Source organism: Pseudorhodoferax sp. (genome assembly GCF_047601025.1).
Taxonomy (GTDB): domain Bacteria; phylum Pseudomonadota; class Gammaproteobacteria; order Burkholderiales; family Burkholderiaceae_C; genus Pseudorhodoferax.
On the sequence record NZ_JASGJZ010000001.1, the window covers coordinates 2513746 to 2537317 of the forward strand.

Annotated in this window: 23 protein-coding genes; 15 read left to right on the top strand and 8 right to left on the bottom strand. The window is 73.0% G+C overall.

Annotation, left to right across the window (positions count from 1 at the left end; all coding sequences use genetic code 11):
* The first annotated feature begins 7 nt into the window (after window positions 1-7).
* The 4 genes from QM782_RS11890 to QM782_RS11905 all read left to right on the top strand — a co-directional run bounded on the left by QM782_RS11890 (window position 8) and on the right by QM782_RS11905 (window position 5900).
* A complete protein-coding gene (locus QM782_RS11890) occupies window positions 8-1870 on the top strand; it encodes an ATP-binding protein (RefSeq protein WP_415203120.1) in 1863 nt (620 codons plus the stop codon).
* Window positions 1867-3204 carry a sigma-54-dependent transcriptional regulator gene (locus tag QM782_RS11895; protein WP_415203121.1) on the top strand — a complete coding sequence of 446 codons (1338 nt, stop codon included), beginning with the start codon at window positions 1867-1869 and terminating at the stop codon, window positions 3202-3204. The genes QM782_RS11890 and QM782_RS11895 overlap by 4 nt, the downstream gene beginning before the upstream one ends.
* 102 nt (window positions 3205-3306) lie before the next feature.
* Window positions 3307-4518: a DUF1624 domain-containing protein gene (locus QM782_RS11900; protein ID WP_415203122.1), complete on the top strand. Its 1212-nt coding sequence runs from the start codon at window positions 3307-3309 to the stop codon at window positions 4516-4518.
* Window positions 4519-4529: 11 nt separating this feature from the next.
* Complete coding sequence (locus QM782_RS11905) at window positions 4530-5900, top strand: OprD family outer membrane porin (protein WP_415203123.1); 1371 nt, start codon at window positions 4530-4532, stop codon at window positions 5898-5900.
* A 34-nt stretch (window positions 5901-5934) separates the two neighbouring features.
* On the opposite strand, the gene QM782_RS11910 is transcribed toward QM782_RS11905, so the two are convergent.
* Entirely contained in the window at window positions 5935-6357 is a 423-nt protein-coding gene (locus tag QM782_RS11910) for a Fur family transcriptional regulator (RefSeq protein ID WP_415205635.1), read from the bottom strand.
* A gap of 330 nt (window positions 6358-6687) precedes the next feature.
* Between QM782_RS11910 and QM782_RS11915 the strand changes: the two genes are divergently transcribed.
* On the top strand, window positions 6688-8424 hold the full coding sequence (locus tag QM782_RS11915; RefSeq protein WP_415203124.1) for a peptidase M20: 1737 nt from the start codon (window positions 6688-6690) through the stop codon (window positions 8422-8424).
* A 16-nt stretch (window positions 8425-8440) separates the two neighbouring features.
* Window positions 8441-8881, top strand: a complete 441-nt coding sequence (locus QM782_RS11920) for a peptidase dimerization domain-containing protein (protein ID WP_415203125.1) — start codon at window positions 8441-8443, stop codon at window positions 8879-8881.
* 78 nt (window positions 8882-8959) lie between these two features.
* Here QM782_RS11920 and ftsY read toward each other — a convergent pair whose 3' ends face one another.
* Complete coding sequence (gene ftsY / locus QM782_RS11925; RefSeq protein ID WP_415203126.1) at window positions 8960-10159, bottom strand: signal recognition particle-docking protein FtsY; 1200 nt, start codon at window positions 10157-10159, stop codon at window positions 8960-8962.
* 29 nt (window positions 10160-10188) lie between these two features.
* On the opposite strand from ftsY, the gene QM782_RS11930 reads away from it, so the two are divergent.
* Together QM782_RS11930 and QM782_RS11935 are read left to right on the top strand one after the other, a co-directional pair.
* Window positions 10189-11589 carry a M16 family metallopeptidase gene (locus tag QM782_RS11930; RefSeq protein WP_415203127.1) on the top strand — a complete coding sequence of 467 codons (1401 nt, stop codon included), beginning with the start codon at window positions 10189-10191 and terminating at the stop codon, window positions 11587-11589.
* Window positions 11590-11624: 35 nt separating this feature from the next.
* A complete protein-coding gene (locus QM782_RS11935) occupies window positions 11625-12950 on the top strand; it encodes a M16 family metallopeptidase (RefSeq protein WP_415205636.1) in 1326 nt (441 codons plus the stop codon).
* Window position 12951: 1 nt separating this feature from the next.
* On the opposite strand, the gene QM782_RS11940 is transcribed toward QM782_RS11935, so the two are convergent.
* A complete protein-coding gene (locus tag QM782_RS11940; RefSeq protein ID WP_415205637.1) occupies window positions 12952-13845 on the bottom strand; it encodes a LysR family transcriptional regulator ArgP in 894 nt (297 codons plus the stop codon).
* Between the two features lie 85 nt (window positions 13846-13930).
* On the opposite strand from QM782_RS11940, the gene QM782_RS11945 reads away from it, so the two are divergent.
* The 3 genes from QM782_RS11945 (at window position 13931) to coaD (ending at window position 15768) form a co-directional block, all read left to right on the top strand.
* Window positions 13931-14548 (top strand): LysE/ArgO family amino acid transporter, encoded by a 618-nt coding sequence (locus tag QM782_RS11945; protein WP_415203128.1) that lies wholly within the window; start codon window positions 13931-13933, stop codon window positions 14546-14548.
* A 65-nt stretch (window positions 14549-14613) separates the two neighbouring features.
* Window positions 14614-15219 (top strand): 16S rRNA (guanine(966)-N(2))-methyltransferase RsmD, encoded by a 606-nt coding sequence (gene rsmD, locus QM782_RS11950; protein ID WP_415203129.1) that lies wholly within the window; start codon window positions 14614-14616, stop codon window positions 15217-15219.
* A 48-nt stretch (window positions 15220-15267) separates the two neighbouring features.
* Complete coding sequence (gene coaD / locus QM782_RS11955) at window positions 15268-15768, top strand: pantetheine-phosphate adenylyltransferase (protein WP_415203130.1); 501 nt, start codon at window positions 15268-15270, stop codon at window positions 15766-15768.
* Here coaD and QM782_RS11960 read toward each other — a convergent pair.
* On the bottom strand, window positions 15734-16462 hold the full coding sequence (locus QM782_RS11960) for an alpha/beta fold hydrolase (RefSeq protein ID WP_415203131.1): 729 nt from the start codon (window positions 16460-16462) through the stop codon (window positions 15734-15736). The genes coaD and QM782_RS11960 overlap by 35 nt on opposite strands.
* Window positions 16463-16544: 82 nt before the next feature.
* On the opposite strand from QM782_RS11960, the gene QM782_RS11965 reads away from it, so the two are divergent.
* Window positions 16545-17234, top strand: a complete 690-nt coding sequence (locus QM782_RS11965) for a histidine phosphatase family protein (protein ID WP_415203132.1) — start codon at window positions 16545-16547, stop codon at window positions 17232-17234.
* A gap of 12 nt (window positions 17235-17246) precedes the next feature.
* On the opposite strand, the gene QM782_RS11970 is transcribed toward QM782_RS11965, so the two are convergent.
* The 3 genes from QM782_RS11970 to QM782_RS11980 all read right to left on the bottom strand — a co-directional run bounded on the left by QM782_RS11970 (window position 17247) and on the right by QM782_RS11980 (window position 20261).
* Window positions 17247-18146, bottom strand: coding sequence for a DMT family transporter (locus QM782_RS11970; protein ID WP_415203133.1), 900 nt, complete (start codon window positions 18144-18146; stop codon window positions 17247-17249).
* A gap of 31 nt (window positions 18147-18177) precedes the next feature.
* Window positions 18178-19236, bottom strand: coding sequence for a porin (locus QM782_RS11975; protein WP_415203134.1), 1059 nt, complete (start codon window positions 19234-19236; stop codon window positions 18178-18180).
* 104 nt (window positions 19237-19340) lie between these two features.
* Complete coding sequence (locus tag QM782_RS11980) at window positions 19341-20261, bottom strand: 23S rRNA (adenine(2030)-N(6))-methyltransferase RlmJ (protein WP_415203135.1); 921 nt, start codon at window positions 20259-20261, stop codon at window positions 19341-19343.
* A 167-nt stretch (window positions 20262-20428) separates the two neighbouring features.
* On the opposite strand from QM782_RS11980, the gene rplM reads away from it, so the two are divergent.
* From rplM to erpA, 3 genes are all read left to right on the top strand, one after another.
* A complete protein-coding gene (rplM, locus tag QM782_RS11985) occupies window positions 20429-20857 on the top strand; it encodes a 50S ribosomal protein L13 (RefSeq protein WP_415203136.1) in 429 nt (142 codons plus the stop codon).
* An 11-nt stretch (window positions 20858-20868) separates the two neighbouring features.
* A complete protein-coding gene (rpsI, locus tag QM782_RS11990; RefSeq protein WP_415203137.1) occupies window positions 20869-21261 on the top strand; it encodes a 30S ribosomal protein S9 in 393 nt (130 codons plus the stop codon).
* Between the two features lie 127 nt (window positions 21262-21388).
* Window positions 21389-21754 carry an iron-sulfur cluster insertion protein ErpA gene (gene erpA / locus QM782_RS11995; protein ID WP_415203138.1) on the top strand — a complete coding sequence of 122 codons (366 nt, stop codon included), beginning with the start codon at window positions 21389-21391 and terminating at the stop codon, window positions 21752-21754.
* A gap of 77 nt (window positions 21755-21831) precedes the next feature.
* Here the strand turns inward: erpA and QM782_RS12000 are convergent, their stop codons facing one another.
* Window positions 21832-23466, bottom strand: coding sequence for an MFS transporter (locus QM782_RS12000; protein WP_415203139.1), 1635 nt, complete (start codon window positions 23464-23466; stop codon window positions 21832-21834).
* Between the last annotated feature and the right edge of the window lie 106 nt (window positions 23467-23572).

Consider the following 23572-nt stretch of genomic DNA (forward strand, 5'->3'; position numbering starts at 1 on the left):
ATCTAGGTTGAACCCCGGCGAACGCCTCCGTTTCCGTGCCGCACGGCGCCTGCTCGCCGCCCTCGCGGCGCTGGCGCTGATGGCCGCCAGCGCCTGGCTGGCCTACGGCGCCGGGGAGGACGCGGGCGTGGAGCAGCTGCAGGCCGAGGCCAACCACCGGCTGGACCTGTTCGCCTCGGCCGTGGAGGGCATGGTCAAGCGCTCCGAGCACGTGCCGGCGACGATCCAGCTCAACCCCGAGGTGCTGGCGCTGCTGCGCGGGCCGCCCACGCCGGCGCGCGTGGCCGCGGCCGGCACCTACCTGCGCCGGCTGAACGCGCATGTCGGCAGCCTGGCCGCGTTCATGCTGAACGACCGCGGCGTGGTGGTGGCGTCCAGCAACGACAGCCATCCGGACGACAGCCGCCTGGGCACCGACGTGTCGTTCCGCCCGTACTTCCTGGAGGCGCTGTCGGGCCGCGTCGGCCGGCATTTCGCGATCGGCGTGGACGGCAGGACGCCCGGCTACTTCGTCTCGCATCCGATCCGCGACGGTGCGCAGGTGGTCGGCGTGGCGGCCATCAAGATCAGCCTGCAGCCGATCGACCAGACCTGGGCCATGGTCGGCGCGCCGGCGCTGCTGGCCGACGCCAACGGCGTCGTGATCCATTCCTCGCGCCCGGACTGGCGCTACAGCGCGCTGGTGCCGCTGACGCTGGAGCAGCGCGTGGACCACCAGCTCACGCGGCTGTACGACGACGTGCGCATCGCGCAGTTCCCGCTGTCGCCGCGGCTGAACCCGGCGCGCGAGCGCCAGCGGCTGGACGACCAGCTGATCCTGACGCGCCCGCTGGACGGCATGGACTGGCGCGTGATGCTGTTCCTGGACCTGCAGGCGGTGCGCCACGCCGCGCGCATGCAGGCCGCCATGGCCGCGGTGGCGGCGGCCTTCGTGGCGCTGCTGCTGCTGGTGCTGGCGCAGGCGCGCCGCATCCAGCGCCAGCGCCGGGAGGCGCGGCGCATGCTGGAGAGCGCCAACGCCGCGCTGGAATCGAAGGTGCACGCCCGCACGCAGGACCTGCTCGACGCCAATGCGCGGCTGACCCGCGAGGTGCGCGAGCGCGAGCAGGCCGAGCAGTCGCTGCGCGCCGCGCAGAACGAGCTGGTGCAGGCCGCCAAGATGGCCGTGATGGGGCAGCTGGCCGCCGGCATCACGCACGAGCTGACGCAGCCGCTGGGCGCGATCCGCACGCTGTCGGGCAACGCCGAGGAATTCCTGCGCCGCGGCCAGATGGAGCCGCTGGCCGGCAACCTGCAGATCATTGCGCGGCTGGCCGACCAGATGGGCGGCATCATCCAGCCGCTCAAGGCCTTCGCGCGCAAGTCCGACGCGGTGCTGGGCGCGACCGACATCGGCCAGACCTTCAGCAACGCGCTGTTCCTGTACGGCCTGCGGCTGCGCCGGATGCGGGTGCGCGTGGACAACGGCTGCCCGCCCGGCGCGGTGTTCGCCTGGTGCGACGCGAACCGGCTCGAGCAGGTGCTGATCAACCTGATCGGCAATGCGCTGGACGCCATGGCCGCCACGCCGGAGCCCTGCCTGGGGCTGCGCGCCGGCCACTGCGCGGCGCCGGGCGGCGGCGCGCGGCGCACCTGGATCGACGTGGAGGACAACGGCGCGGGCCTGTCGCCCCGGGCACGCGAGCAGCTGTTCGAACCCTTCTTCACGACCAAGGCGCCCGGCGCCGGCCTGGGGCTGGGCTTGGTCATCTCGCGCGACATCGTGCGCGGCTTCGGCGGCGACATCCAGGCGCGCGACCGGCCCGGCGGCGGCACCGTGTTCCGCGTCCTGATCCCGGCCGAGGCGCCATCCACAGCGACACCGACATGAAGCACACCGACCTTTCCGTCCTGATCGTCGAAGACGACCCGCACGTGCAGCTGGGCTGCGTGCAGGCCATGCAGCTGGCCGGCGTGGCCGTGCGCGCCGCCGCCTCGGCCGAGGAAGCCCAGGCCATCGTGCCGCCGGGCTTCGCCGGCGTGGTCGTCACCGACATGCGGCTGCCCGGCCAGGACGGGCTGGAACTGATCCGCTGGTGCCGCCAGCGCGACGCCGACATGCCGGTCATCATGATCACCGGCCATGGCGACGTGGGCCTGGCGGTGGAGGCCATGCGCAGCGGCGCCTACGACTTCATCCCCAAGCCGTTCTCGCCCGAGGCGCTGGTCGAAGTCGTGCGCCGGGCGCTGGAGAAGCGCGCGCTGACGCTGGAGGTGGCGGCGCTGCGCAAGTCGCTGGCCAGCCGCGCCGGGCTGGAGAGCCAGTTGATCGGCAACTCGCCGCAGATCCAGCGCGTGCGCCACCTGATCGCGGAGATCGCCGATTCGCCGGTGGACGTGCTGGTGCATGGCGAGACCGGCACCGGCAAGGAGGTGGTGGCGCAGGCGCTGCACACCCATTCCTCGCGCCGCGGCAACCCCTTCGTGGCGCTGAACTGCGGCGGCATGCCCGACAACCTGCTGGACAGTGAGCTGTTCGGCCACGAGTCCGGCGCGTTCACCGGCGCGCAGAAGCGGCGCATCGGCAAGATCGAGCACGCGCACGGCGGCACGCTGTTCCTGGACGAGCTGGAGTCCATGCCCACCGGCATGCAGGTCAAGCTGCTGCGCGTGCTGCAGGAGCGCCGCGTGGAGCGCCTGGGCGCCAACGACAGCCTGCCGGTGGACGTGCGCGTGGTCGCCGCGACCAAGGAGAACCTGCTGCAGCGCGCCCGCGACGGCGGCTTCCGGCTCGACCTGTACTACCGGCTCAACGTGGCCGCCATCGAGCTGCCCGCGCTGCGCGAGCGCCGCGAGGACGTGCCGCTGCTGACCGAGCACTTCATGCTGCGGGCCGCCAGCCGCTACAACAAGCCGAACCCGGGCGTGACGCGCGAGCAGATGCGCCGGCTGATGGCGCACGACTGGCCCGGCAACGTGCGCGAGCTGCGCAACGTGGCCGACTGCCTGGTGCTGGGCATCCCGGGCGCGGTGCTGGGCGCCGACACGGCGCCGCCCGCCGGCGCGGACGCGCCGTCGCTGACCGAGATGGTCGAGCGCTACGAGCGCGACCTGATCGCCGCCGAGCTCGGCCGCCACCAGGGCAACGTGGCGCACAGCGCGCGCGCCCTGCGCATCCCCAAGACCACGCTGGCAGACAAGGTGCGCAAGTACGGCCTGTCCTGAGCGGCGGCCCGGCGCCCCCCGCCCGCAGGGGCGAGGCACCGGCCGCTGTGGATGCCCCTGTATGATTTGAGAATGAGTTCTCAATAAAGGGGCGATCCATCCATGACAGAGCTTGCAAGAAACGCTGCCGGCCGCTTGCCGGCGACGCGCACGGGCAGTGCCGTGCGCGCGTCCGCCGCCCGCGTCGGCGCCATCGATGCCCTGCGCGGCCTGGTGATCGTGTTCATGCTGCTCGACCACGTGCGCGAGACCTTCTTCCTGCACCACCAGGTGCCCGATCCGATGGTGGTGGCCGACACGCCGCCCGACCTGTTCTTCAGCCGGCTGCTCGCGCACCTGTGCGCGCCGGTCTTCGTGTTCCTGACCGGGCTGTCGGCCTTCCTCTATGGCAGCCGCCACGGCGCGGATGGCCGGGCCGCGGCCGCGGGCTTCCTGTTCAAGCGCGGCCTGTTCCTGGTGCTGCTGGAGGTCACGGTCGTCAACTTCGCCTGGACCTTCCAGTTCCCGCCGGCCAAGGTGTTCCTGCAGGTGATCTGGGTGATCGGCCTGTCCATGATGGCGCTGGCGGCGCTGCTGTGGCTGCCGCGCCGCGCGCTGGTCGTGGCGGGCCTGGTGCTGGTGGCGGGCCACAACCTGCTGGACGGGCTGCACTTCCCCGCCGGCCATGCGCTGCACGTGCCCTGGGCCGTGCTGCACGACCGCGGCTGGATCGAGGTGTCCGACACGCTGCGGCTGCGCACCTCCTACCCGCTGCTGCCGTGGATCGGCGTGATCGCGCTCGGCTATGCCGCCGGGCCGTGGTTCGGGCCGGGCGCGGGCGCGGCGCAGCGCCAGCGCCGCCTGCTCGCCTGGGGCATCGGCCTGCTCGCGGGCTTCGTGCTGCTGCGGGCCCTGAACGTGTACGGCGACAAGCCCTGGGCCGCCGGCGAGACGGCGCTGCGGACGCTGATGGGCTTCGTCAACATCACCAAGTACCCGCCCTCGCTGCTGTTCATCGCGCTCACGCTGGGCATCGGCCTGCTGGTGCTGCGGGCCTTCGACCGCCGGCCCGATGCCGCCTGGCTGCGGCCGCTGGCGGTGTTCGGCGCCGCGCCCATGTTCTTCTACGTGCTGCACCTGTACGTGCTGAAGTTCCTGTACCTGGCGGCGCAGGCGGTCAGGGGCAACAACCAGGGCGACTACTTCGGCTTCGACGGCATGGGGGCGGTGTGGCTGTGCACGGTGGCACTGGCGGTGGCGCTGTATCCGGTGGTCAAGGCCTTCGCGGCCTTCAAGGCGCGGCGCCGCGACCTGGCATGGCTGAAGTACCTGTGAAGGGCGCCGGCATGCCGGATCGCCGTCCGGGCCGATCGTCGCCGCGCCGCTGGCTGGCGCTGGCCCCTTTCCTCCTGGGGGGCGGTGCCGCCTGGGGGGCCGATGGCGCCGAGGCGCAGGCCGGCGGCCTGCTCGAGGACACGCGCTGGGGTTTGCTCAACCGCAGCGTGTTCGAGCGGCGCAGCTACACCCACGGCGACCGCAGCAACGGCGGGCGCAACGCCGTGCTGCCGCGCGCCCAGCGCAGCGACTACGCGCAGGAGTGGGGCTACGGGCTGATGGGCACGCTCGAATCCGGCTTCACCCGCGGCCCGGTGGGCTTCGGCGTCGACGCCCACCTGTTCCTGGCCTGGAATCTGGACGGCGACGACTACCGCGTCGGCAAGATCCGCATGCTGCCGCTGGACGCCGAAGGCCATGCGCAGGACGGGATCGCCCGCGGCGGCGCTGCCCTCAAGGCGCGCGTGGGCGCCACCGTGCTGCATGTCGGCGAGCAGCGGACGAAGAGCCCGGTGTTCAGCTCCTCGGACAGCCGGCTGCTGCCCGAGACCATGCGCGGCTGGCAGGTCGTCAGCCGCGACATCCCGGGCGTGATGTTGCACGCCGGCCGCTTCACCGGCTCCACCGACCGCCATGCGCGTTCGACCGACAACCCGCTCATCGTCAACTACCTCGACCCGCGCACGCCGCGCGGCGATGCCTTCGCATTCGCGGGCGGCACCTGGCAGGCCCGGCCCACGCTGTCGCTGTCGGCCTACCTGGGCCGGCTGAAGGACACCTGGTCCACGCAATACCTCGGGTCGTCCTACACGCTGCCGCTGGAGGGCAAGCGCGCCCTGGGGCTGGACCTGCAGTTCTACCGCAGCCGCGACACCGGCCGTGCGCTGGCCGGTCCCGTCGACACCACCACGGCCAGCCTGCTGGGCAGCTGGCGCGCCGGGGCGCACAAGGTGGGGCTGGGCTGGCAGAAGGTGAACGGCGACACGCCCTTCGACTACGTGAGCCGCGGCGCCATCTGGCTGGGCAACGCGGCCCAGCTGTCGGACTTCAACGCGCCCCACGAACAGTCGTGGCAGCTGCGCTACGAGCTGGACGGCGCCGCCCTGGGCGTGCCGGGGCTCGGCCTGGGCGTGGCCTACCTGCGCGGCAGCGGCACCGACGGCCGCCATGTGCCGCAGGGCGGGGGCTACGCGTGGCTGGGCTACGGCCAGGGCGGCCGCCACTGGGAGCGCGACCTCTGGCTGCGCCATGCGGTGCAGGGCGGCCGCGCCAAGGGACTGTCCTTCCTGCTGCGCTACGGCGTGCACCGTGCCAATGCCGCCCAGGCCGAACTGAACACGCGGCAGCTGCGCCTTGCCGTGGAGTACCCGTTGAGCCGCTGAGAACGGCGCCCGGGCCCGCGGCGCGCGGACGTCGTCAGGCCCGAGGGGGCAGGGTGGGTTGCCGGCCGGCCCCCGGCCCGGCGGCGGTGTGCCGGCAGTCGCTGCACGCGCCGTACAGCGTCAGCTCGTGGGATTCCACGGTGAAGCCGCGGGGCGCCATCTTGCGCATGTCGCCCGGGCAGGCGTGCACGTCGAAGACGCGATTGCAGGCGGTGCAGTGGAAATGGTGGTGGTGCCGGTGGCTCACCAGCTCGTAGCGCGGCGGCTCGCCCGGCAGCTCCACCGGCTGGATCTCCCCGGCCTCCACCAGCTGCTTGAGATTGCGGTAGACCGTCGCCAGGCCCAGGGCCGGCACCGCGCACTGGGCGGCCACGAGGATCTCCGTGGGAAGTAGTGGCCGGGCGGCCGTTTCCATCACCGCACGGATCGCATGGCGTTGGCGGGTCGCGCGTTCCATGCGCCGGATTGTGGCAGTCCGGGCGAGGCCCGCGTCGCGGGCATCCGGCCGCGTCGCGTCCGCGCGGCGCGACGGAATCCCGTCCGCCCGGCCGTCCGCGCGCGCGGCTTTCCGTCCGCGCCGGCGGCGCGTCGGACGCATGCGCGGCGCGAGAGCGTTGAAAACCATGCATTTATTCCTTGCCGTGGTGGCCCGGGCGTGCTGGCACATGGCTTGCGAAATGGCGCGCGTCATCGCGTGCTCGCACGCTCTGGCGCATGGGCCGCAGGGCCCCGGCATGGCCGGCCCCGCGGCATCCCCCACGCAGAGGATTCGACTGGAGGGCCTTTCATGGCGAAGCATTTCAGACCTGGTGTGCTGGCCTGCGCGGCGGCGCTGTTCGTCGCCGGCTGTGGCGGTGGCGGCGGCGACGATCCGCAGGAGCCGATCACGCCGCCGCCGCCGACCAATCCCAACGTGCCGTCCGTCTCGCCCGCGGTGCAGGCGGCGGCCACCAAGATCGCGGGCGACGCCCGGATCGCGGCCATGCTGCAGGAGCTGCGCACGCCCGAGAGCGCGAAGGCGCGGTTCAACCAGCACATGGAGCTGGTGCGCATCGCCTCGCCGTCGCGCTACGAGTACCGCATGGCGGCCGAGGTGCACCGCCGGATGGTCAACGAATGGGGCTTCCTGCCCGGCGAGGTGAAGACGCGCGCGGACGGCTACCTGGACGGCTCGGACGTGCAGGTCGTCGACGGCCTGCCGGTCTACAACGCCTGCGTCGAGATCAAGGGCTCGTATTCCTCCACGCCCGGCGCGCAGCACTACAAGGGCCAGTACCCGAAGGTGCTGCTGGAGTCGCACATCGACGTGGTCAACCCCGAGGTGCTGCCGCCGGACAGCAACCCATTCCAGCCGATCAAGCTGCAGCCGGCCACGCTGCCCGTGGTCTCGCTGCCTTCGGAGCTCGCCGCGATCGTGGACGAGCTGGCCTTCGACGCCGCCGGCCGCATCGTCGAGGACACCAACTACGGCGTGGCCAGCCGCTGGTTCGAGAACGCGCAGGCGGCCGCGCAGGGCGGCGGGGTGCGCATCTACGTGCCGGGCTACAACGACGCCATGGGCAACACCTCGGGCGTGCTGACGCTGGCGCACATGATGAAGAAGCACGGCATCCGGCCGGTCTACGACGTCTGGCTCTGCGGCACGGCCGGCGAGGAGGGCAAGGGCAACCTGGCCGGCATGAAGCAGCTGTACGGCTACGACCAGAACCTGGGCACCGGGACCAATCCGCTGAACTTCGTCGCCAACTTCGGCAACGAGGGCGGCGGCACGATCAACTTCCTGGGCAGCTACCGCTTCGAGATGAAGTACAAGGCGCCGGCCGCGCCGGGGGCGACTCCGCCGAGCGCGCTGGAGGCGATGGCCGCCTCCATCGCGAAGATCGCCGACGTGAAGTCGCCGTCCGAGCTGCGCGAGGGCGCGCCGCGCACGACCTACACCGTGGGGCAGGCCAGCTGCGAGGACCCGGCCGCCGGCAGCGCGGTGGTGCCGAGCTGCACGATCCTGGTCGACATGCGTTCGCCGCGCACCGAGACGCTGGACGAGATCCGCGCCGTCATCGAGCCGCTGTTTCAGGCCGGCGTGAGCGAGGAGAACGCGCGCTACGGCCTGGCCGACGGCAGCGCCCAGGCGGTGACGATGGAGCTGGTGTGGTTCGGCCTGCGGCCGGCCCACGTGAACGAGAACGTCAGCGACGTGGCGATCCAGGCCGGCTGGCAGGCGGCGGAGGTGGTCGGCGTGGACAAGCGCACCGCGCTCGGCACCGACGCGGGCAGCCTGAACGACAACGTTCCCGCGGCCATCGGCGTGCCCACCTACAACTGGTCGCTGGCCTCGACCGCGGGCAGCGGCGGCACCCATGCGTTCTGGGAATGGGGCACGCGCGGCAACCCGGAGCAGGAGGTGCTGCGCCTGCAGCGCGCGCTGACGGCGGCGCTGATCGCCGCCGGCTTCCATGCCGCCGACGGCACGGTGGTCGCGCCGGCAGCCGAGCCGATGGGCAAGCGCACCGCGCAAGTCGAGTGAACAAGGAGCACATGCGATGAACAAGACGATCGGATCCCTCCTGTGCCTGGCCGCCCTGGGCCTGGCTGGCCTGCCGGCCGCGGCCGAGCCCAACCCTCCCAGCCTGCTGGTGGAATTCCAGGGGCCGGGCGGGCACAGCAACGGCAACTACGGCCGCACCAGCGCGCTGCACGCCGCCGGGCGCGCGGTGGTCCAGCTCAAGCAGCTGCTGCCCGCGGGCAGCTACGCGGTGCGCGGCCTGGGCGGCGGCAACTCGGTCAACAGCATCGCCAGCGACGGCCGCTTCGAGGTCACGCTGACGGCGGCCGACGCCACGGCCTACAACGCGCTGGCCGCCCAGGTCGCCGCGGCGGCCAAGGCCGGCGCGGACGCCGAGAACGCGTTCCGCAACGTGCGCGAAGGCGACCTGACCGCGGGCGCGCCGGCCACCATCCGCTACACGGTCACGCCGCGCTGACGGGGCTGGCCCGCGTGGGAAGGGCCGGGAGCGATCCCGGCCCTGCGCGTTCGCGTGTGCGCGTGTCGCGCGGCGCCGCTATCCCAGCAGCGCCTGCGCGAACTCCCGGGCGTCGAAGGTCTCCAGGTCCTCCAGCTTCTCGCCCACGCCGATGAAGTAGACCGGCACCGGCCGCTCCTGCGCGATCGCGCACAGCACGCCGCCCTTGGCGGTGCCGTCCAGCTTGGTCACGACCAGGCCGGTCAGCCCGATGGCGTCGTCGAAGGCCTTGACCTGGGCCAGCGCGTTCTGGCCGGTGTTGCCGTCGATCACCAGCAGCACTTCGTGCGGCGCGCTGGCGTCGGCCTTGGCGATCACGCGGCGGATCTTCTTGAGCTCCTCCATCAGGTGCAGCTGCGTCGGCAGGCGGCCGGCGGTGTCGACCAGCACCACGTCCTTGCCGCGCGCGCGGCCGGCGTTGACGGCGTCGAAGCACACGGCGGCCGGGTCGCCGCCCTGCTGGGTGACGATCTCCACGAGGTTGCGGTCGGCCCAGACCGCCAGCTGCTCGCGCGCGGCGGCGCGGAAGGTGTCGGCCGCCGCCAGCAGCACCTTGGCCTGGTGGTCCGCCAGGTGGCGCGTGAGCTTGCCGATCGAGGTGGTCTTGCCGGCGCCGTTGACGCCGGCGACCATGACCACGGTGGGCTGGTGCTCGCCGATCACCAGCGGCTTTTCCAGCGGGCGCAGCATGCCGGCGACGGCTTCCACCAGCAGCGCCTTCACGGCGGCCGGGTCGGTCGCCCGGGCGTCCTTGACGCGGCGGCGCAGGTCGGCCAGCAGCGCGGTCGTGGCCTTCACGCCGGCGTCGGCCAGCAGCAGGGCTTCCTCCAGCTCCTCGTAGAGCTGCTCGTCGATCCGGGTGCCGGTGAAGACGGTGGTGAGGCTGCTGCCGGTCTTGCGCAGGCCCTGCCGGAGCCGGTCCATCCAGCCCTGGCGCGGCGGGCGCTCGGCCAGCACGGCGGGCACCGCCGGTTCGGGGGCCTCGTCCGGCGCGGTCTCCGCGGTGGGGGCGGCGGCGATGGCGGCAGGGGCGGGTGGCGGCGCCGCGGGCTCCGGCGCAGGTGCGGGTTCTGGTGCGGGTTCCGGCGCGGGCACCGGCTCCGCGGCCGGCTTGCCGCCGAACGGGTTGCGCAGCCAGCCCCGCCCGGAACGCGCGGGGGCCTCGGCCGCCGGCGCGTCCACCGGCGGGGCCGGCGGCTCGACCGGAGATGCCGGCTTCTTCTTGAAGAAAGTGAACATTCGGGGCGTTCTTAGAATCGGACGATTCTATGAAACGCCTTCTTTCTGCGTGTTCCGCGGCCTTCGCGCTGGCGCTGGCGGCCGCCCCCTCCCTGGCCCAGACGCCGCCTGCGGCGGCGGCCCAGGAGTTCCGGCTCTCCAACGGCATGACGCTGATCGTTAAGCCCGACTCGCGCGCCCCCACGGCGGTGCACATGGTCTGGCTGCGCGTGGGCAGCATGGACGAGGTGGACGGCACCAGCGGCGTGGCGCATGCGCTCGAGCACATGATGTTCAAGGGCACCGAGCAGCTCAAGCCGGGCGAGTTCTCGCGCCGCGTGGCGGCCATGGGCGGCTCGGAGAACGCGTTCACCTACTACGACTACACCGGCTACTACCAGCAGATCCCGGTCGGGCGGCTGGAGGACGTGATGCAGCTGGAGGCCGACCGCTTCGCCCACAACCACTGGCCCGACGACGAGTTCACGCGCGAGATCGCGGTGATCAAGGAGGAGCGCCGCATGCGTACCGACGACCAGCCGCGCGCGCGGCTGATCGAGGCGCTGAACGCGATGACCTTCATGGCCGCGCCCTACCGCCGCCCCGTCATCGGCTGGATGGGCGACCTGGACAGCATGACCGCCGACGACGTGCGCGACTTCCACCGCCGCTGGTACGTGCCGGCCAACGCCGCCGTGGTGGTTGCCGGCGACGTGGACCCGCAGGCCGTGCGCGCGCTGGCCGAGCGCAGCTACGGCGCGATTCCCGCCGGGCCGGTCCCGGTGCGCAAGCCGCGCGACGAGCCCGAGCAGAAGGGCATCCGCCGGCTGGAGCTGAAGGCGCCGGCCGAGCAGTCCTACCTGGCCATGGCCTGGAAGGTGCCCCGGCTCGAGCGGCTGGAGGACGGCGGCGACGCGCTGGCGCTGACGGTGCTGGCCGCCGTGCTGGACGGCTACCCCGGCGCACGTCTGGAGCGCGCGCTGACCCAGGGCCCGGACCGCGTGGCCGACAGCGCCGGCGCCAGCAACGGCCTGACCGGCCGCGGCCCGCAGCTGTTCATGCTGGACGGCGTGCCGGCGCCCGGCAAGACGCCCGAGCAACTGGAGGCCGCGCTGCGCGCGCAGATCGTCCGCGTCGCGCGCGAGGGCGTCAGCGCGGCCGAGCTGGAGCGCGTGAAGACGCAGTGGGTGGCCGGCCAGGTCTACCGCCGCGATTCGCTGTTCAACCAGGCGCGCGAGCTGGGCAGCCAGTGGGTCGACGGCTTCGCGCCCGATTTCTCGGACCGGCTGATCGAACGGCTGCGCCAGGTCACGGCCGAACAGGTGCAGGCCGTGGCCGCGCGCTACTTCGGCGACGACCAGCTGAACGTGGCCGTGCTGCGTCCGCAGCCGCCGGACCCGGCGGCCAGGGACGCCGCCCGGAAGGCCGCCCCCGCCGGCCTGCGCCATTGACCCCCTTTCCTCCGCTCCGAACGCCCATGAAGAACATGCATGCCGCGCTGCGCCCGCTGCTGGCCGCCGTCCTGTGCTGCGCCGCCGGCTGGGCCGGCGCCGCGATCCCGCTGCAGCGCTGGACCCAGCCGGACGGCGCCGAGGTCTACTTGGTCGAGAGCCCGGCCATCCCGATGGTGGACGTGCAGATCGACTTCGACGCCGGATCGCGCCGCGACCCGGCCGCGCAGGCCGGCCTGGCCGCCGTCACGGCCGGGCAGGCCGGCAAGGGCATCGCCGTCAGCGGCGCAGAGCCCGGGCTGGACGAGAACGCGCTGGGCGAGGCCTGGGCCGATCTGGGCGCCTCGTTCGGCGCCAGCGCCGGCCGCGACCGCATGAGCTTCTCGCTGCGCTCGCTGACCTATCCGGACCTGCTGCCGCGCGCCGTGGCGCTGGCCGCGCGCCAGCTGGCCGCGCCGGCGTTCGACGCCGCCGTCTGGCAGCGCGACCGCGAGCGCATGGGCGCCGCGCTGCGCGAGTCCTACACCCGGCCCGGCCCGGTGGCCGGCCGCGCCTTCGCGGCGCTGGTCTACGGCGGCCATCCCTACGGCTTCGAGCCGACCGAGCAGACGCTGGCCGCGATCTCGGTGGCCGACATGCGCCGGCTGTACGCGCAGGCCGTGCTGCCGTGCCGGGCCAAGGTCAGCGTGGTCGGCGCCGTCACGCGCGGCGAGGCCGACGCGCTGGTGCGCCAGCTGCTGGCGCGGCTGCCGCAGGCGCGCTGCGCGCCGCTGCCGCCGGTGGGCGAGGTGCCGCCGCTGGCCAAGGCCGAGGAGCGGCGCATCCCGTTTGCCGCCGCCCAGGCCCAGGTGCTGATCGGCCAGCCGGGCATCCGGCGCGACGACCCGGACTTCTTCGCGATGCTGGTGGGCAACCACATCCTGGGCGCGGGCGGCTTCGTCTCGCGCCTGACGCACGAAGTGCGCGAGGCGCGCGGGCTGAGCTACGGCGTGTCCAGCGACTTCGCGCCGGGGCGGCACGCCGGCGCGTTCACGATCGGCCTGTCGACGCGCGCCAACCAGGCCGACCAGGCCATCGCCGTGGCGCGCGAGACGCTGGCGCGCTTCGTCGCCGACGGCCCGACCGAGGCCGAGCTGCAGGCCGCCAAGGACAACCTGGTCGGCGGCTTCGCGCTGCGGCTGGACAGCAACCGCAAGCTGCTGGCCAACGTGAGCAACATCGCCTGGAACGACCTGCCGCTGGACTACCTGGACACCTGGACGCAGCGCGTGCAGGCCGTCACCGCCGCGCAGATCCGCCAGACCTTCGCGCGCGTGCTGCAGCCCGACCGCATGGTCACGGTGGTGGTCGGCGGCAGCTGACTCAGCCCAGCAGGCTGGCGCGGGCCGCGTCCCGCACGGCGCGGCCCAGCCCGTCCAGCAGCGACGAGGCCGCGCGCGCATGCTGCCAGTACAGCGGCACGTCCAGCGGCGTGCCGGGCGCCAGTTCCACCAGCCGGCCGTCGGCCAGCAGCGGCCGCACCAGCAGCAGCGGCTGCATGCCCCAGCCCATGCCGGCCAGTGCGGCCTCGACGAAGGCCTGCGGCGACGGCAGCAGGTGGCAGGGCAGGGGCACGGTGCGGCGGCACAGCCGGCGCACCCAGCGCGCCTGCAGCCGGTCCTTGCGGTCGTACAGCAGGCTGGGCGCCCGCGCCAGCGTGCGTGCCTGCACGCCGTCGGCGAAATGCCGGGCCATGAACGCCGGGCTGGCCGCGGCCACGTAGCGCAGCGCGCCCAGCGCCTGGCTGTTGCAGCCGGCCGCGGGCGCGGCCAGCGCCGTCACGGCCGCCAGCACGGCGCCGCTGCGCAGGCGCTCGGCCGTGTGGTCCTGGTCGTCCACCGCCAGCTCCAGCAGCACCGGCGCCTCGGCCGCGTAGCGCGCCGCGGCGGGTGCGAACCAACTGGCCAGGCTGTCGGCGTTGACGGCCACCGGCAGCCGGGTGCGATCGGCCGCCTGCGGCAGGGCCACCGGCAGCGCGTGCCGCAGGTCGTGCTCCAGCAGCGCGACCTGGGCGGCGTGGCGGCACAGGCGCTGGCCGACCTCGGTGGCGGTGCAGGGCTGCCCGCGCACGACCAGCGCGCAACCCATGCGCTCCTCCAGCAGGCGCACGCGTTGCGAGACGGCCGAGGGCGTCACGTGCAGGGACTGGGCGGCGCGCTCGAAGCTGCCTTCGCGCACGACGGCGGCCAGCGCGGACAGGGCGGCGTAGTCCAGCACGGGGTTCTCCTCGATGAAGCAGGGCTGCATCGAGTGTAGGAATCCTCGCTGGCCGGCGGCGCCGCGCGCCGGCATGCTGGCGCGCATGACTGCCTTCTTCCAGGGGTTCTCGCTGAGCCTGACGCTGATCGTCGCCATCGGCGCGCAGAACGCCTTCGTGCTGCGCCAGGGCCTGCGCCGCGCGCACGTGCCGCAGGTCGTGCTGTTCTGTGCGCTGGCCGATGCGTTGCTGGTCGGCGCCGGCGTCTACGGGCTCGCCGGCGTGCTGGGCGCACGGCCCTGGCTGGCGCGCGGGCTGGCGGCGCTGGGGGCGGCGTTCCTGGCCGGCTACGGGCTGCGCGCACTGTGGCGCAGCCGGCGGCCGGCCGAACTGCAGGCCGTGGCCGCGGTCGCGCCGGGGCGGGTCGCCGTGCTGGCCCAGGCGGCGGCCTTCACGCTGCTGAATCCGCACGTGTACCTGGACACGGTGCTGCTGGCCGGTTCGGTCGGCGCGCAGCATGCGGCGCCGGCGCGCGCGGCCTTCGTGGCCGGGGCGACGCTGGCCAGCGCCGGCTGGTTCGCGGCACTGGGATTCGGCGCGCGCCGGCTGGCGCCGCTGCTCGCCCGGCCGCGCGCCTGGCAGTGGCTGGACCGGCTGGTCGGCGCCACGATGCTGGCGCTGGCCGCCGGGCTGGCGCGGGCGGCGTGCCGGGCCGGGCCCTGATTCGCGGCGGCCGGGTGTGTGGGCTGGCGCCCCGTGCCCGGGCGTTGCCCGTATGCTCGCGCCCCATGCCAGCTCCCCGCCCCGCCCGCGCTCCCGCGGCGTCCGCCACGGCCCGCGCGCCGCACGACATCCGCATCATCGGCGGCCAGTGGAAGCGCACCCGGCTGCCGGTGGCCGACCGGCCCGGGCTGCGGCCGACGCCGGACCGCGTGCGCGAGACGCTGTTCAACTGGCTGGGCCAGGACCTGACGGGCTGGCGCTGCCTGGACATGTTCGCCGGCACCGGCGCGCTGGGGCTGGAGGCCGCCTCGCGCGGCGCCGCCGAGGTGCTGCTGTGCGAGCTCGATCCCGCGCTGGCCGCGCAGATCGCGCGGCTGGCCGAGCGGCTGCAGGCCCGCCAGGTGCGCGTGCAGCGCGGCGACGGCATCGCGCTGGCCGCGCGGCTGGCGCCGGCCGGCATGGACCTGGTGCTGCTGGACCCGCCGTTCGACGCCGGCCTGTTCGACGCCGCGCTGGACGCCGCCCAGCGCGTGCTGGCGCCGCGCGGCCGGCTGTACCTGGAGGCGCCCGAGCCCTGGCGCGACGAGCGGCTGGCCGCGCACGGCCTGGCGCCGCTGCGCCACCTGAAGGCCGGCGCCGTGCATGCGCACCTGCTGGAGCGGCTTGCATAATCGCGCCGCACGAGACAAGCCGCCCGCGGCGACGGAAAGGAGCAGCCCATGAGCAAGCACGTGATCGCCGTCTATCCCGGCACCTTCGACCCGATGACGCTGGGCCACGAGGACGTGGTGCGCCGCGCCGCGCAGCTGTTCGACGAGGTGATCGTGGCCGTCGCGGCCGGCCACCACAAGAAGACGCTGTTCTCGCTGGACGAGCGCATCGCGATGGTCCGCGAATCGGTCAAGCCCTATCCGCAGGTGCAGGTCGAGAGCTTCTCGGGCCTGGTGCGCGACTTCGTCGTGGCCCGCGGCGGCAAGGCCATGGTGCGCGGCCTGCGCGCGGTGACCGACTTCGACTACGAGTTCCAGCTCGCCGGCATGAACCGCGCGCTGATGCCCGACGTCGAGACCGTGTTCCTGACGCCGGGCGACCGCTACCAGTTCATCTCCAGCACCTTCGTGCGCGAGATCGCGACGCTGGGCGGCCAGGTCGAGAAGTTCGTCTCGCCCTACGTGCTGCGCTGCCTCATGGACAAGGTGCGTCCGCCGCAGGGCGGCTGATCCGCGCCAGCCAGTCCAGCAGCAGCGCGTTGACCGCCGCCGGCTGCTCCAGCGTCGGCATGTGGCCGCACCGCGGCAGCAGGTGCAGCTCGGCCTGCGGCACCAGGCCGGCGATCTCGCGCGCGCATTCGGGCGGCGTCAGGCTGTCCGAGGCGCCGGTGACCAGCAGCACCGGGCAGCGCAGCGCCGGCAGGTGCGCCCGCGCGTCGGGCCGGGCGCTCACGGCGCGGTTCTGCCGGATCAGCTGCGCCGGGCTGGCCCGCGTCACCAGGGCCAGGTAGCGCGCCGTCAGCGCCCTGAGTTCCGGGTGGGTGCGGTCGAGCGCGAAGAAGGCGTTGGCGCGCAGCACCTCGGCGGCGCGGCCCTGCGCGAACAGCGCGATGGCCTGCTCGCGCAGCGACTGCACGTCCGGCGTCTCGGGCCGGGCCGAGGTGCCCAGCAGCGCCAGGCCGCGCACGCGCGCGGGCGCCTGGCGCGCCGCCTCCATGGCCACCATGCCTCCCATCGAGGCGCCGCACAGCACCAGCGGCCCCGGCGTTTCGGCCAGCAGCGCCTGCGCCATCGCGGCGATGCCGTCGCAGCGCGTGGCCACGTCGGCCACGGCGGGCTGCCAGTGCGCCGGCAGCACGGCCAGCTGCGCCTGCCACATGGCGGCGTCGCAGGCAAGGCCGGGAATCAGGATCAAGCGGGTCATGGCGGATGAGCGGCGCGGCGCGGCGGTCCAAGGGTCGCCGCATTCTGCATTGGGGGATCGCGCGCGGCGGAATAATCGGGGCATGACGCGTCTGATCCTCGTGCGCCACGGTGAAACCGACTGGAACCGCCAGCTGCGCTTCCAGGGCCAGGTCGACGTGCCGCTGAACGCCACCGGGCATGAACAGGCCTGGCGCGTGGCGCGCCGGCTGGGCGAGGCGCCGGTGGACCGCGTGGTCAGCAGCGACCTGGCGCGCGCGCGGCAGACCGCCGGGCCGCTGGCCGAGGCGCTGGCGCGGCGCGGCGCGGCCGATCCGATCGAGACCCCGCTGCTGCGCGAGCAGAGCTTCGGCGTCGTCGACGGCATGAGCGTGGACGAGATCAAGCGCCAGCACCCGGCGGCCTGGAACGCGTGGCTCGGCTTCGACGCCGACTGGGCGTTCGACGGCGGCGAGAGCACGCGCAGCTTCCACGCCCGCGTGCTGCAGGGCCTGCGCGAACTGGTCGAGGCGCACGCCGGGCAGACGCTGGTCGTGGTCACGCACGGCGGCGTGCTCGACATGGTCTGGCGCGCCGCGCGTGCGCTGCCGCTGCACGGCCCGCGCCAGACGCTGATCCCCAACGCCGGCCTGAACCAGGTGCAGGTGCACGTGGAGCAGGCCGCGCACCGCCTGGCGATCGTGGACTGGGCCGACGTGACGCACCTGGAGGACATGCCGCCGCAGCCGGTGTACGACCAGGCGCGGCTGGCGGAGATCCGGCGGCGGGTGTGACGAGATGGGCCGTCAGCGCGCCCCGGGGCGGTTGACCAGGTAGATGCCGGCCAGTACCAGCACCATGCCGGCCGCGTGGTAGCCGTGCAGCGGCTCGCCCAGCACGGCCCAGGCCAGGCCGGCGGCGTAGATCGGCCCCAGGTACAGCACCACGGCCACGCGCGCGGCGCCGAGTTCACGCTGCATCACGGCATAGGCCAGGTAGGCCGCGAAGCCCGGCAGCACGGCCGCGGCCATGGCCAGCGCGAAGCCGTGCAGCGTGAGTGCCGGCGGCGCGGCGTGTGCGACTTCCCAGGCCGTGAACGGCAGCAGCACCAGCACGCCGGCGGCGCTGATGGCGGCCAGCTGCGCCATCGGCGACAGCGGGCTGGGCCAGCGCTTGAGCAGCAGGGAGTACAGCGTCCACGACAGCGTGGCCGCCAGGATCCAGGCGTCGCCCGCGACCAGCCGCACGCCGGCGAGGTGGTCCCAGCGGCCCTGCAGCACCACGTGCACCACGCCGGCCAGCGCCAGCGCCACGCCCAGCGCCTGCGGGCGGCCGAGGCGTTCCTCGAGCCACAGCGCGGAGGCCAGCGCGATCAGCACCGGCGACAGCGCGTAGATCAGCGCGATGTTGACGGCCGCCGTGGTGCGCCCGCCGACGTAGACCCAGGCGCCGCAGATCCACATGCCCAGCGCGCCCAGCACCAGGTAGCGGCGCCAGTCGGCGGCCAGGTGCGCGCGGTGGCGCAGCAGCTCGCGCCAGGACGGGATCGCGAACAGCACGCCGGCCGCGGCCCAGCGCAGCAGCGCCAGCAGGTGCGGCTCGATCACGCCCGGCGCACTGCGCGCGACCAGGTAGTTCACGCTCCAGAAGACGGGGGTGACGAAGATCAGGGCCAGCGCCCATTGCCGGCGCGTCTCGGACGACATGGGCCGCGATGGTAGCGGCCCCGGGCGCCGGTCAGAAGCGGTGGCGCAGGCCCACGCCGAAGCTGTTGCCGGTGTTCAGGTGGCTGATGCGGTCCTGCATGAACACGGCGTACAGGTCGGTGCGCTTGGACAGGAAGTAGTCGTAGCCGATGCTGCCCGTGGTGCGCGTGCCGTCGTAGCTGCCCTCCACCTTGGTGCGCGCGACGGCCGCCAGGATCATGCCGGCGCCGACCGGTATGGACACGCCGCCCGAGATGGTCCGCGCGTTGTAGTCGGCCACGTCCGCGCCGGCGCGGCCGAAGGTCAGGTAGAACTTGGCGAAGCCCGGGTTGTAGGCGCCGCCGACCATCCAGGTGGTCTTGGTCTCGGGCACGGCCACGCCGTTGACGTTGGTGGTCAGCGGGCTGGGGTTGACCGGGTTGGAGATCTGGTCGCGCTCGTAGTACGCCACGGCGGACCACGGGCCGCTCGCGTACATGACGTTCATGCCGACGTTCCTGCGGCTGTCGCCGGTCTGCTCGCCGAGCTGGTACTGCAGCGTGGCGGTGAGGCCGCCGAAGTTCGGCGTGGTGTAGCCGATCTGGTTGGCCCAGCCGGTGTCCGACGGCGTGGTGCGATGGGCCCAGGCCGGCGTGTTGACGTTGGCGTGCAGCACCAGTGGCGAGAACGTGAACGAGTCGCCGAACGGGTTGATCACGATGGTCGGCAGGAAGTTGGGCGCGGCGAAGCGGCCCAGCTTCACCGTGCCGAAGCCGCCCGAGATGCCGATGTTGGCATCGCGCGAGAAGGAAGGATCGCCGTCGAAGCGGCCGAGCGAGCCGGTGTCCACGCGCATGAAGCCGGTCAGCGCGAACGTGGCCGACAGGCCGCCGCCCAGGTCCTCGGTGCCGCGCAGGCCCCACCAGGAGGTGGTCATGCCGCCGCTGCCCAGGTGCGTCACGCGGTCGTCCGCGCCGGCCAGGCGCATGGAGCCCATGTAGGCGTCGAGCAGGCCGGACAGCGTCACGCTGGACTGGGAGTGGGCCGGTGCGGTGGCGAACAGTGCGGCCGCGGCAGCGGCGGTGGCGAGCAGGGGCAGGGGGCGTTGCATGGGATCTCACAGGAACAGCGTCGGATCGACGCCGCCTCCATCCGCAAAATCCATACCACGGTTGTGCACCGCAACAAGGCGCGGCGGACGCGCCTGCGGCCTCCTCAGGCGGGCGAGCGCTCCAGCGTGCTGGCGGCGTGCTTGTCCTGGCCCAGCGTCTGCGCGAGGAAGGGCAGGGCCGGGGCCAGCAGGCCGTGCAGCGTGTACGGCGGGTTCACGACGAACACGCCGCTGGCCGGCAGGCCGGGGCGGCGCGCGCGCTCGCCGGTGGCTGCCGCGGCGGCGGCCGGCGCGGCGGGCTGCCGCGCGGCCTTGACCGTCAGCGTGGCGTGCAGCCAGGGCTTGCCGGCGCGCGCCGCCACGGTCTTGAGCCGGCGCGGCAGGATGTGGGCCTCGTTGCGCGCGATCAGCGGGTACCAGATCAGGTAGGTGCCGGTCGGAAAGCGCTGCAGCGCCATCGCCAGCAGGTCGGCCACGCGCCCGTAGTCGCTCTTGAGCTCGTAGCTCGGGTCGCACAGCAGCAGCCCGCGGCGCGAGGGCGGTGGCAGGAAGCGGCGCACGCCCTCGAAGCCGTCCTCGCGCAGCACCTGCACCTGGCGGCCGGCCTCCAGCTGGGCGACGTTGGCCTGCAGCGTCCTGGCGTCGGTCGGATGCATCTCGAACAGCTTGATGCGGTCCTGCGGCCGCGCCAGGCGCTGCATCAGGAACGGCGAGCCGGGGTAGACGCGGTGGCCGCCGCCGGGATTGAAGCCGGCCAGCACCTCCAGGTAGTCGCGCACCGCCTGCGGCCATTCGGCGCGCTGCCCGGCCGGCGCCTGCAGCAGCCGCAGCACGCCGTCGGCGGCCTCGCCGCTGGTGGCGGCGTAGTCGCCGTCGAGCCGGTACAGGCCGGCGCCGGCGTGCGAGTCCAGCAGCGCCAGCGCGGCCTCCTTGCCGGCGAGGTGGCGCAGGACGGCGACCAGCGCCAGGTGCTTGAGCACGTCGGCGTGGTTGCCCGCGTGGAAGGCGTGGCGGTAACTGAACATCGGCCGATGGTAATGGCGCAGCGGGCGGCTTTGCCTATAATGCGCGGTTTCGCAGCGAATAGGCTGGCTCCGCGGCGAAAACCACCTGCCACCTAAGAGGCTGCCACCAGAGCAGCACCGACCGTGGAAAAGAGCCGCCCGAACCCCCGTTCTCAAGAGAGAAGAGCATGAGCACTTTCAGCGCAAAGCCCGCTGAGGTCGTGCATGAGTGGTTTGTGATTGACGCGACCGACAAGGTCCTCGGACGAGTAGCCAGCGAAGTTGCTCTCCGTCTGCGCGGCAAACACAAGGCCATTTACACGCCTCACGTCGATACCGGCGACTTCATCGTCGTCGTCAACGCAGCCAAGCTGCGTGTCACCGGCGCCAAGACCCTGGACAAGGTGTACTACCGCCACTCCGGCTTCCCCGGCGGCATCACGGCTACCAACTTCCGCGACATGCAGGCCAAGCACCCCGGCCGCGCGCTGGAGAAGGCCGTCAAGGGCATGCTGCCCAAGGGCCCGCTGGGCTACGCCATGATCAAGAAGCTGAAGGTGTACGGCGGCGCCGAGCATCCGCACAGCGCCCAGCAGCCCAAGCCGCTGGAAATCTGAGGAGCCGCGCAATGATTGGTGAATGGAACAATGGCACCGGCCGTCGCAAATCCAGCGTCGCCCGCGTGTTCCTGAAGAAGGGTACCGGCAAGATCACGGTCAACGGCAAGGACATCCAGGAGTACTTCGGCCGCGAGACCTCGATCATGATCGCCAAGCAGCCCCTGGTGCTGACCAACCATGTCGAGACCTTCGACATCCAGGTCAACGTGCACGGCGGCGGCGAATCCGGCCAGGCCGGCGCCACGCGCCACGGCATCACCCGCGCGCTGCTGGACTACGACGCGACGCTCAAGCCCCAGCTGAGCGCCGCCGGCTTCGTGACCCGCGACGCCCGCGAAGTGGAACGCAAGAAGGTCGGCCTGCACTCCGCACGCCGCCGCAAGCAGTTCTCCAAGCGCTGATCCCGCAGGGGACCGTCGCCGAAGAAGCCGCCCGCCGGGCGGCTTCTTCTTTTCCAAAGACCGCATCGCCAGCGCCGTCAAGGCGATTGCTTTAGCATCAGCCGTCCTTCCACGGAGAACCATCCCCATGAGCGCAGTCGCCAACGACGTCGAAACCCAGATGCCCGATCCCATCATCTTCACCGATGCCGCCGCGGCCAAGGTGGCGGACCTGATCGCGGAAGAGGGCAACCCCGACCTGAAGCTGCGCGTGTTCGTGCAGGGCGGCGGCTGCTCGGGCTTCTCGTACGGCTTCACGTTCGACGAGATCGCCAACGAGGACGACACGACGATGACCAAGAACGGCGTGTCGCTGCTGATCGATGCGATGAGCTACCAGTACCTGGTCGGCGCCGAGATCGACTACAAGGAAGACCTGCAGGGTGCGCAGTTCGTGATCAAGAACCCGAACGCGACCACCACCTGCGGCTGCGGCTCCAGCTTCTCGGTCTGATCCTCCGCTGATCCGCGGCAGGCGCCGCGGTCCCACGCACCGCCGGCTTGCCGGCGGTTTCGTTTTCTGGGGCGGCCCTACGACGAGGACGGCGCCGCGTCGATCACGTAGCGCGTGACGCGCGGCGGCGCCTCGTCCAGGTGGAACGCCAGCTTGCGCTCGCGCAGCGCGATGTCGGCGGCGGTCACGCGGTCGAAGCGGCGCAGGTGCTCGGCCCAGGACTCGTCGACGATCTGCTCGGTGTAGCGCGACGGGTCGGTGATGTCGCGCAGCAGGTGCCAGGACAGCGCGCCCTGCGCCAGCCGGCTGCGCCGGCTTTCCTGCATCACGCGCACGAAGTCGGCCGCGCGCTCCGGGTCGATGCGGAACTCCACCGTGACCAGCACCTGGCCGCTGGCCGGCGGCTGCGGCGCGTCCGGTACCGGCAGCGCGTTGGAGGGCGTCAGGTCTTCCTCGATCTGCAGGTCGGCGACCACGCGCTGCAGCAGCCACATGCCGGCTCCGCCGGTGCAGGCGGCGACCAGCAGGCTGGTCTGCACGCTGCTGAAGCTGGCGACCTGGCCCCACAGGCCGGCACCGAACGCGGTGGCGCCCATGATGGCCATCTGGTACATGGCCATGCCGCGCGCACGCACCCAGTCCGGCAGCGCCAGCTGGGCCGACACCGACAGCGAATTGGCCGTGGCGATCCAGGCCATGCCGCCCACGAACATCGCCGGCACCGCCACGGCGACGTTGGGCGCGAAAGCCACGGCCAGCGTGGCGGCCGATTGCGTGAGCGTGCCGACCAGCACCAGCCGGTCGCGCGCGAACAGCTGGCGCAGCCGCGGCATCAGGAAGGCCGTGGCGATCGCACCCACGCCCATGGCGGCCAGCAGCACGGTGAAGGTGGCGGCGTCGCCGCCGCGCAGGTTGCGCGCGACCAGCGGCAGCAGCGCGATCAGCGCCGTGGAATGGAAGAAGAACAGCGCGATGCGCAGCAGCACGGCCTTGAGCCGCGGCGACTGCGCGACGAACTGCACGCCCACGCGCATCGCGCTCCACAGCCGCTGGCGTCCCCGCGGATCGGGCTTGTGCTCGCGCCGCCAGCGCACCAGCGCCACGGCCGAGGCCACGGACAGCAGCGCGTTCAGCACGAACACGGCGGCGCTGGAGACGCTGGCGATCAGCGCGCCGGCCAGCAGCGGGCCGACGATGCGCGAGGCGTTCATCGTGACGCCGTTCAGCGCCAGCGCGGCCGGCAGCTGCGCGCGCGGCACGATCTCGGGCACCACGGCGGAATACACCGGCCAGCGCATCGCCAGCCCGATGCCGTTGGCGAAGGTCAGCAACAGCAGCAGCGGCGGGGTGACCGTGTCCGTCAGCACGGTGGCGCACAGCGCCAGCGCCACGGCGGCGACCCAGAACTGGGTGGCGATGTAGTAGCGGCGCCGGTCGACGATGTCGGCCAGCGCGCCGCTGGGTAGGCCGAACAGGAACACCGGCAGCGTGGCGGCCGTCTGCACCAGCGCGACCCAGACCGGCGAGGTGGTCAGCGAGGTCATCAGCCAGGCCGCCGCCACGTCGTTCATCCACATGCAGGTGTTGGAGGCCAGCCAGACCAGCCACAGCATGCGGAACACCGGCCAGCGCAGCGGCGCCAGCGCGGACAGGTCGGCGTCGGGAGACGAGGCTTCGTCGGGCGTCAGGACCGAGGGGCGGTCTTCGGGCATCGGCCAGGCAGATTCAGGAAGCTGTGCATGGATCGATCGCGCCCACGGCGGGGTGCGTCAGGCCCCAGGCGCAGGCCGCCGTCCTGGCGGCTGGTGCCAGGGCAAG

Bases quoted from the DNA above. Each gene is read 5' to 3' on its own strand.
- QM782_RS11895 (WP_415203121.1), top strand. From the start codon at position 1,867: ATGAAGCACACCGACCTTTCCGTCCTGATCGTCGAAGACGACCCGCAC.
- QM782_RS11900 (WP_415203122.1), top strand. From the start codon at position 3,307: ATGACAGAGCTTGCAAGAAACGCTGCCGGCCGCTTGCCGGCGACGCGC.
- QM782_RS11905 (WP_415203123.1), top strand. From the start codon at position 4,530: ATGCCGGATCGCCGTCCGGGCCGATCGTCGCCGCGCCGCTGGCTGGCG.
- QM782_RS11910 (WP_415205635.1), bottom strand. From the start codon at position 6,357: ATGGAACGCGCGACCCGCCAACGCCATGCGATCCGTGCGGTGATGGAA.
- QM782_RS11915 (WP_415203124.1), top strand. From the start codon at position 6,688: ATGGCGAAGCATTTCAGACCTGGTGTGCTGGCCTGCGCGGCGGCGCTG.
- QM782_RS11920 (WP_415203125.1), top strand. From the start codon at position 8,441: ATGAACAAGACGATCGGATCCCTCCTGTGCCTGGCCGCCCTGGGCCTG.
- ftsY (WP_415203126.1), bottom strand. From the start codon at position 10,159: ATGTTCACTTTCTTCAAGAAGAAGCCGGCATCTCCGGTCGAGCCGCCG.
- QM782_RS11930 (WP_415203127.1), top strand. From the start codon at position 10,189: ATGAAACGCCTTCTTTCTGCGTGTTCCGCGGCCTTCGCGCTGGCGCTG.
- QM782_RS11935 (WP_415205636.1), top strand. From the start codon at position 11,625: ATGCATGCCGCGCTGCGCCCGCTGCTGGCCGCCGTCCTGTGCTGCGCC.
- QM782_RS11945 (WP_415203128.1), top strand. From the start codon at position 13,931: ATGACTGCCTTCTTCCAGGGGTTCTCGCTGAGCCTGACGCTGATCGTC.
- rsmD (WP_415203129.1), top strand. From the start codon at position 14,614: ATGCCAGCTCCCCGCCCCGCCCGCGCTCCCGCGGCGTCCGCCACGGCC.
- coaD (WP_415203130.1), top strand. From the start codon at position 15,268: ATGAGCAAGCACGTGATCGCCGTCTATCCCGGCACCTTCGACCCGATG.
- QM782_RS11960 (WP_415203131.1), bottom strand. From the start codon at position 16,462: ATGACCCGCTTGATCCTGATTCCCGGCCTTGCCTGCGACGCCGCCATG.
- QM782_RS11965 (WP_415203132.1), top strand. From the start codon at position 16,545: ATGACGCGTCTGATCCTCGTGCGCCACGGTGAAACCGACTGGAACCGC.
- QM782_RS11970 (WP_415203133.1), bottom strand. From the start codon at position 18,146: ATGTCGTCCGAGACGCGCCGGCAATGGGCGCTGGCCCTGATCTTCGTC.
- QM782_RS11975 (WP_415203134.1), bottom strand. From the start codon at position 19,236: ATGCAACGCCCCCTGCCCCTGCTCGCCACCGCCGCTGCCGCGGCCGCA.
- QM782_RS11980 (WP_415203135.1), bottom strand. From the start codon at position 20,261: ATGTTCAGTTACCGCCACGCCTTCCACGCGGGCAACCACGCCGACGTG.
- rplM (WP_415203136.1), top strand. From the start codon at position 20,429: ATGAGCACTTTCAGCGCAAAGCCCGCTGAGGTCGTGCATGAGTGGTTT.
- rpsI (WP_415203137.1), top strand. From the start codon at position 20,869: ATGATTGGTGAATGGAACAATGGCACCGGCCGTCGCAAATCCAGCGTC.
- erpA (WP_415203138.1), top strand. From the start codon at position 21,389: ATGAGCGCAGTCGCCAACGACGTCGAAACCCAGATGCCCGATCCCATC.
- QM782_RS12000 (WP_415203139.1), bottom strand. From the start codon at position 23,466: ATGCCCGAAGACCGCCCCTCGGTCCTGACGCCCGACGAAGCCTCGTCT.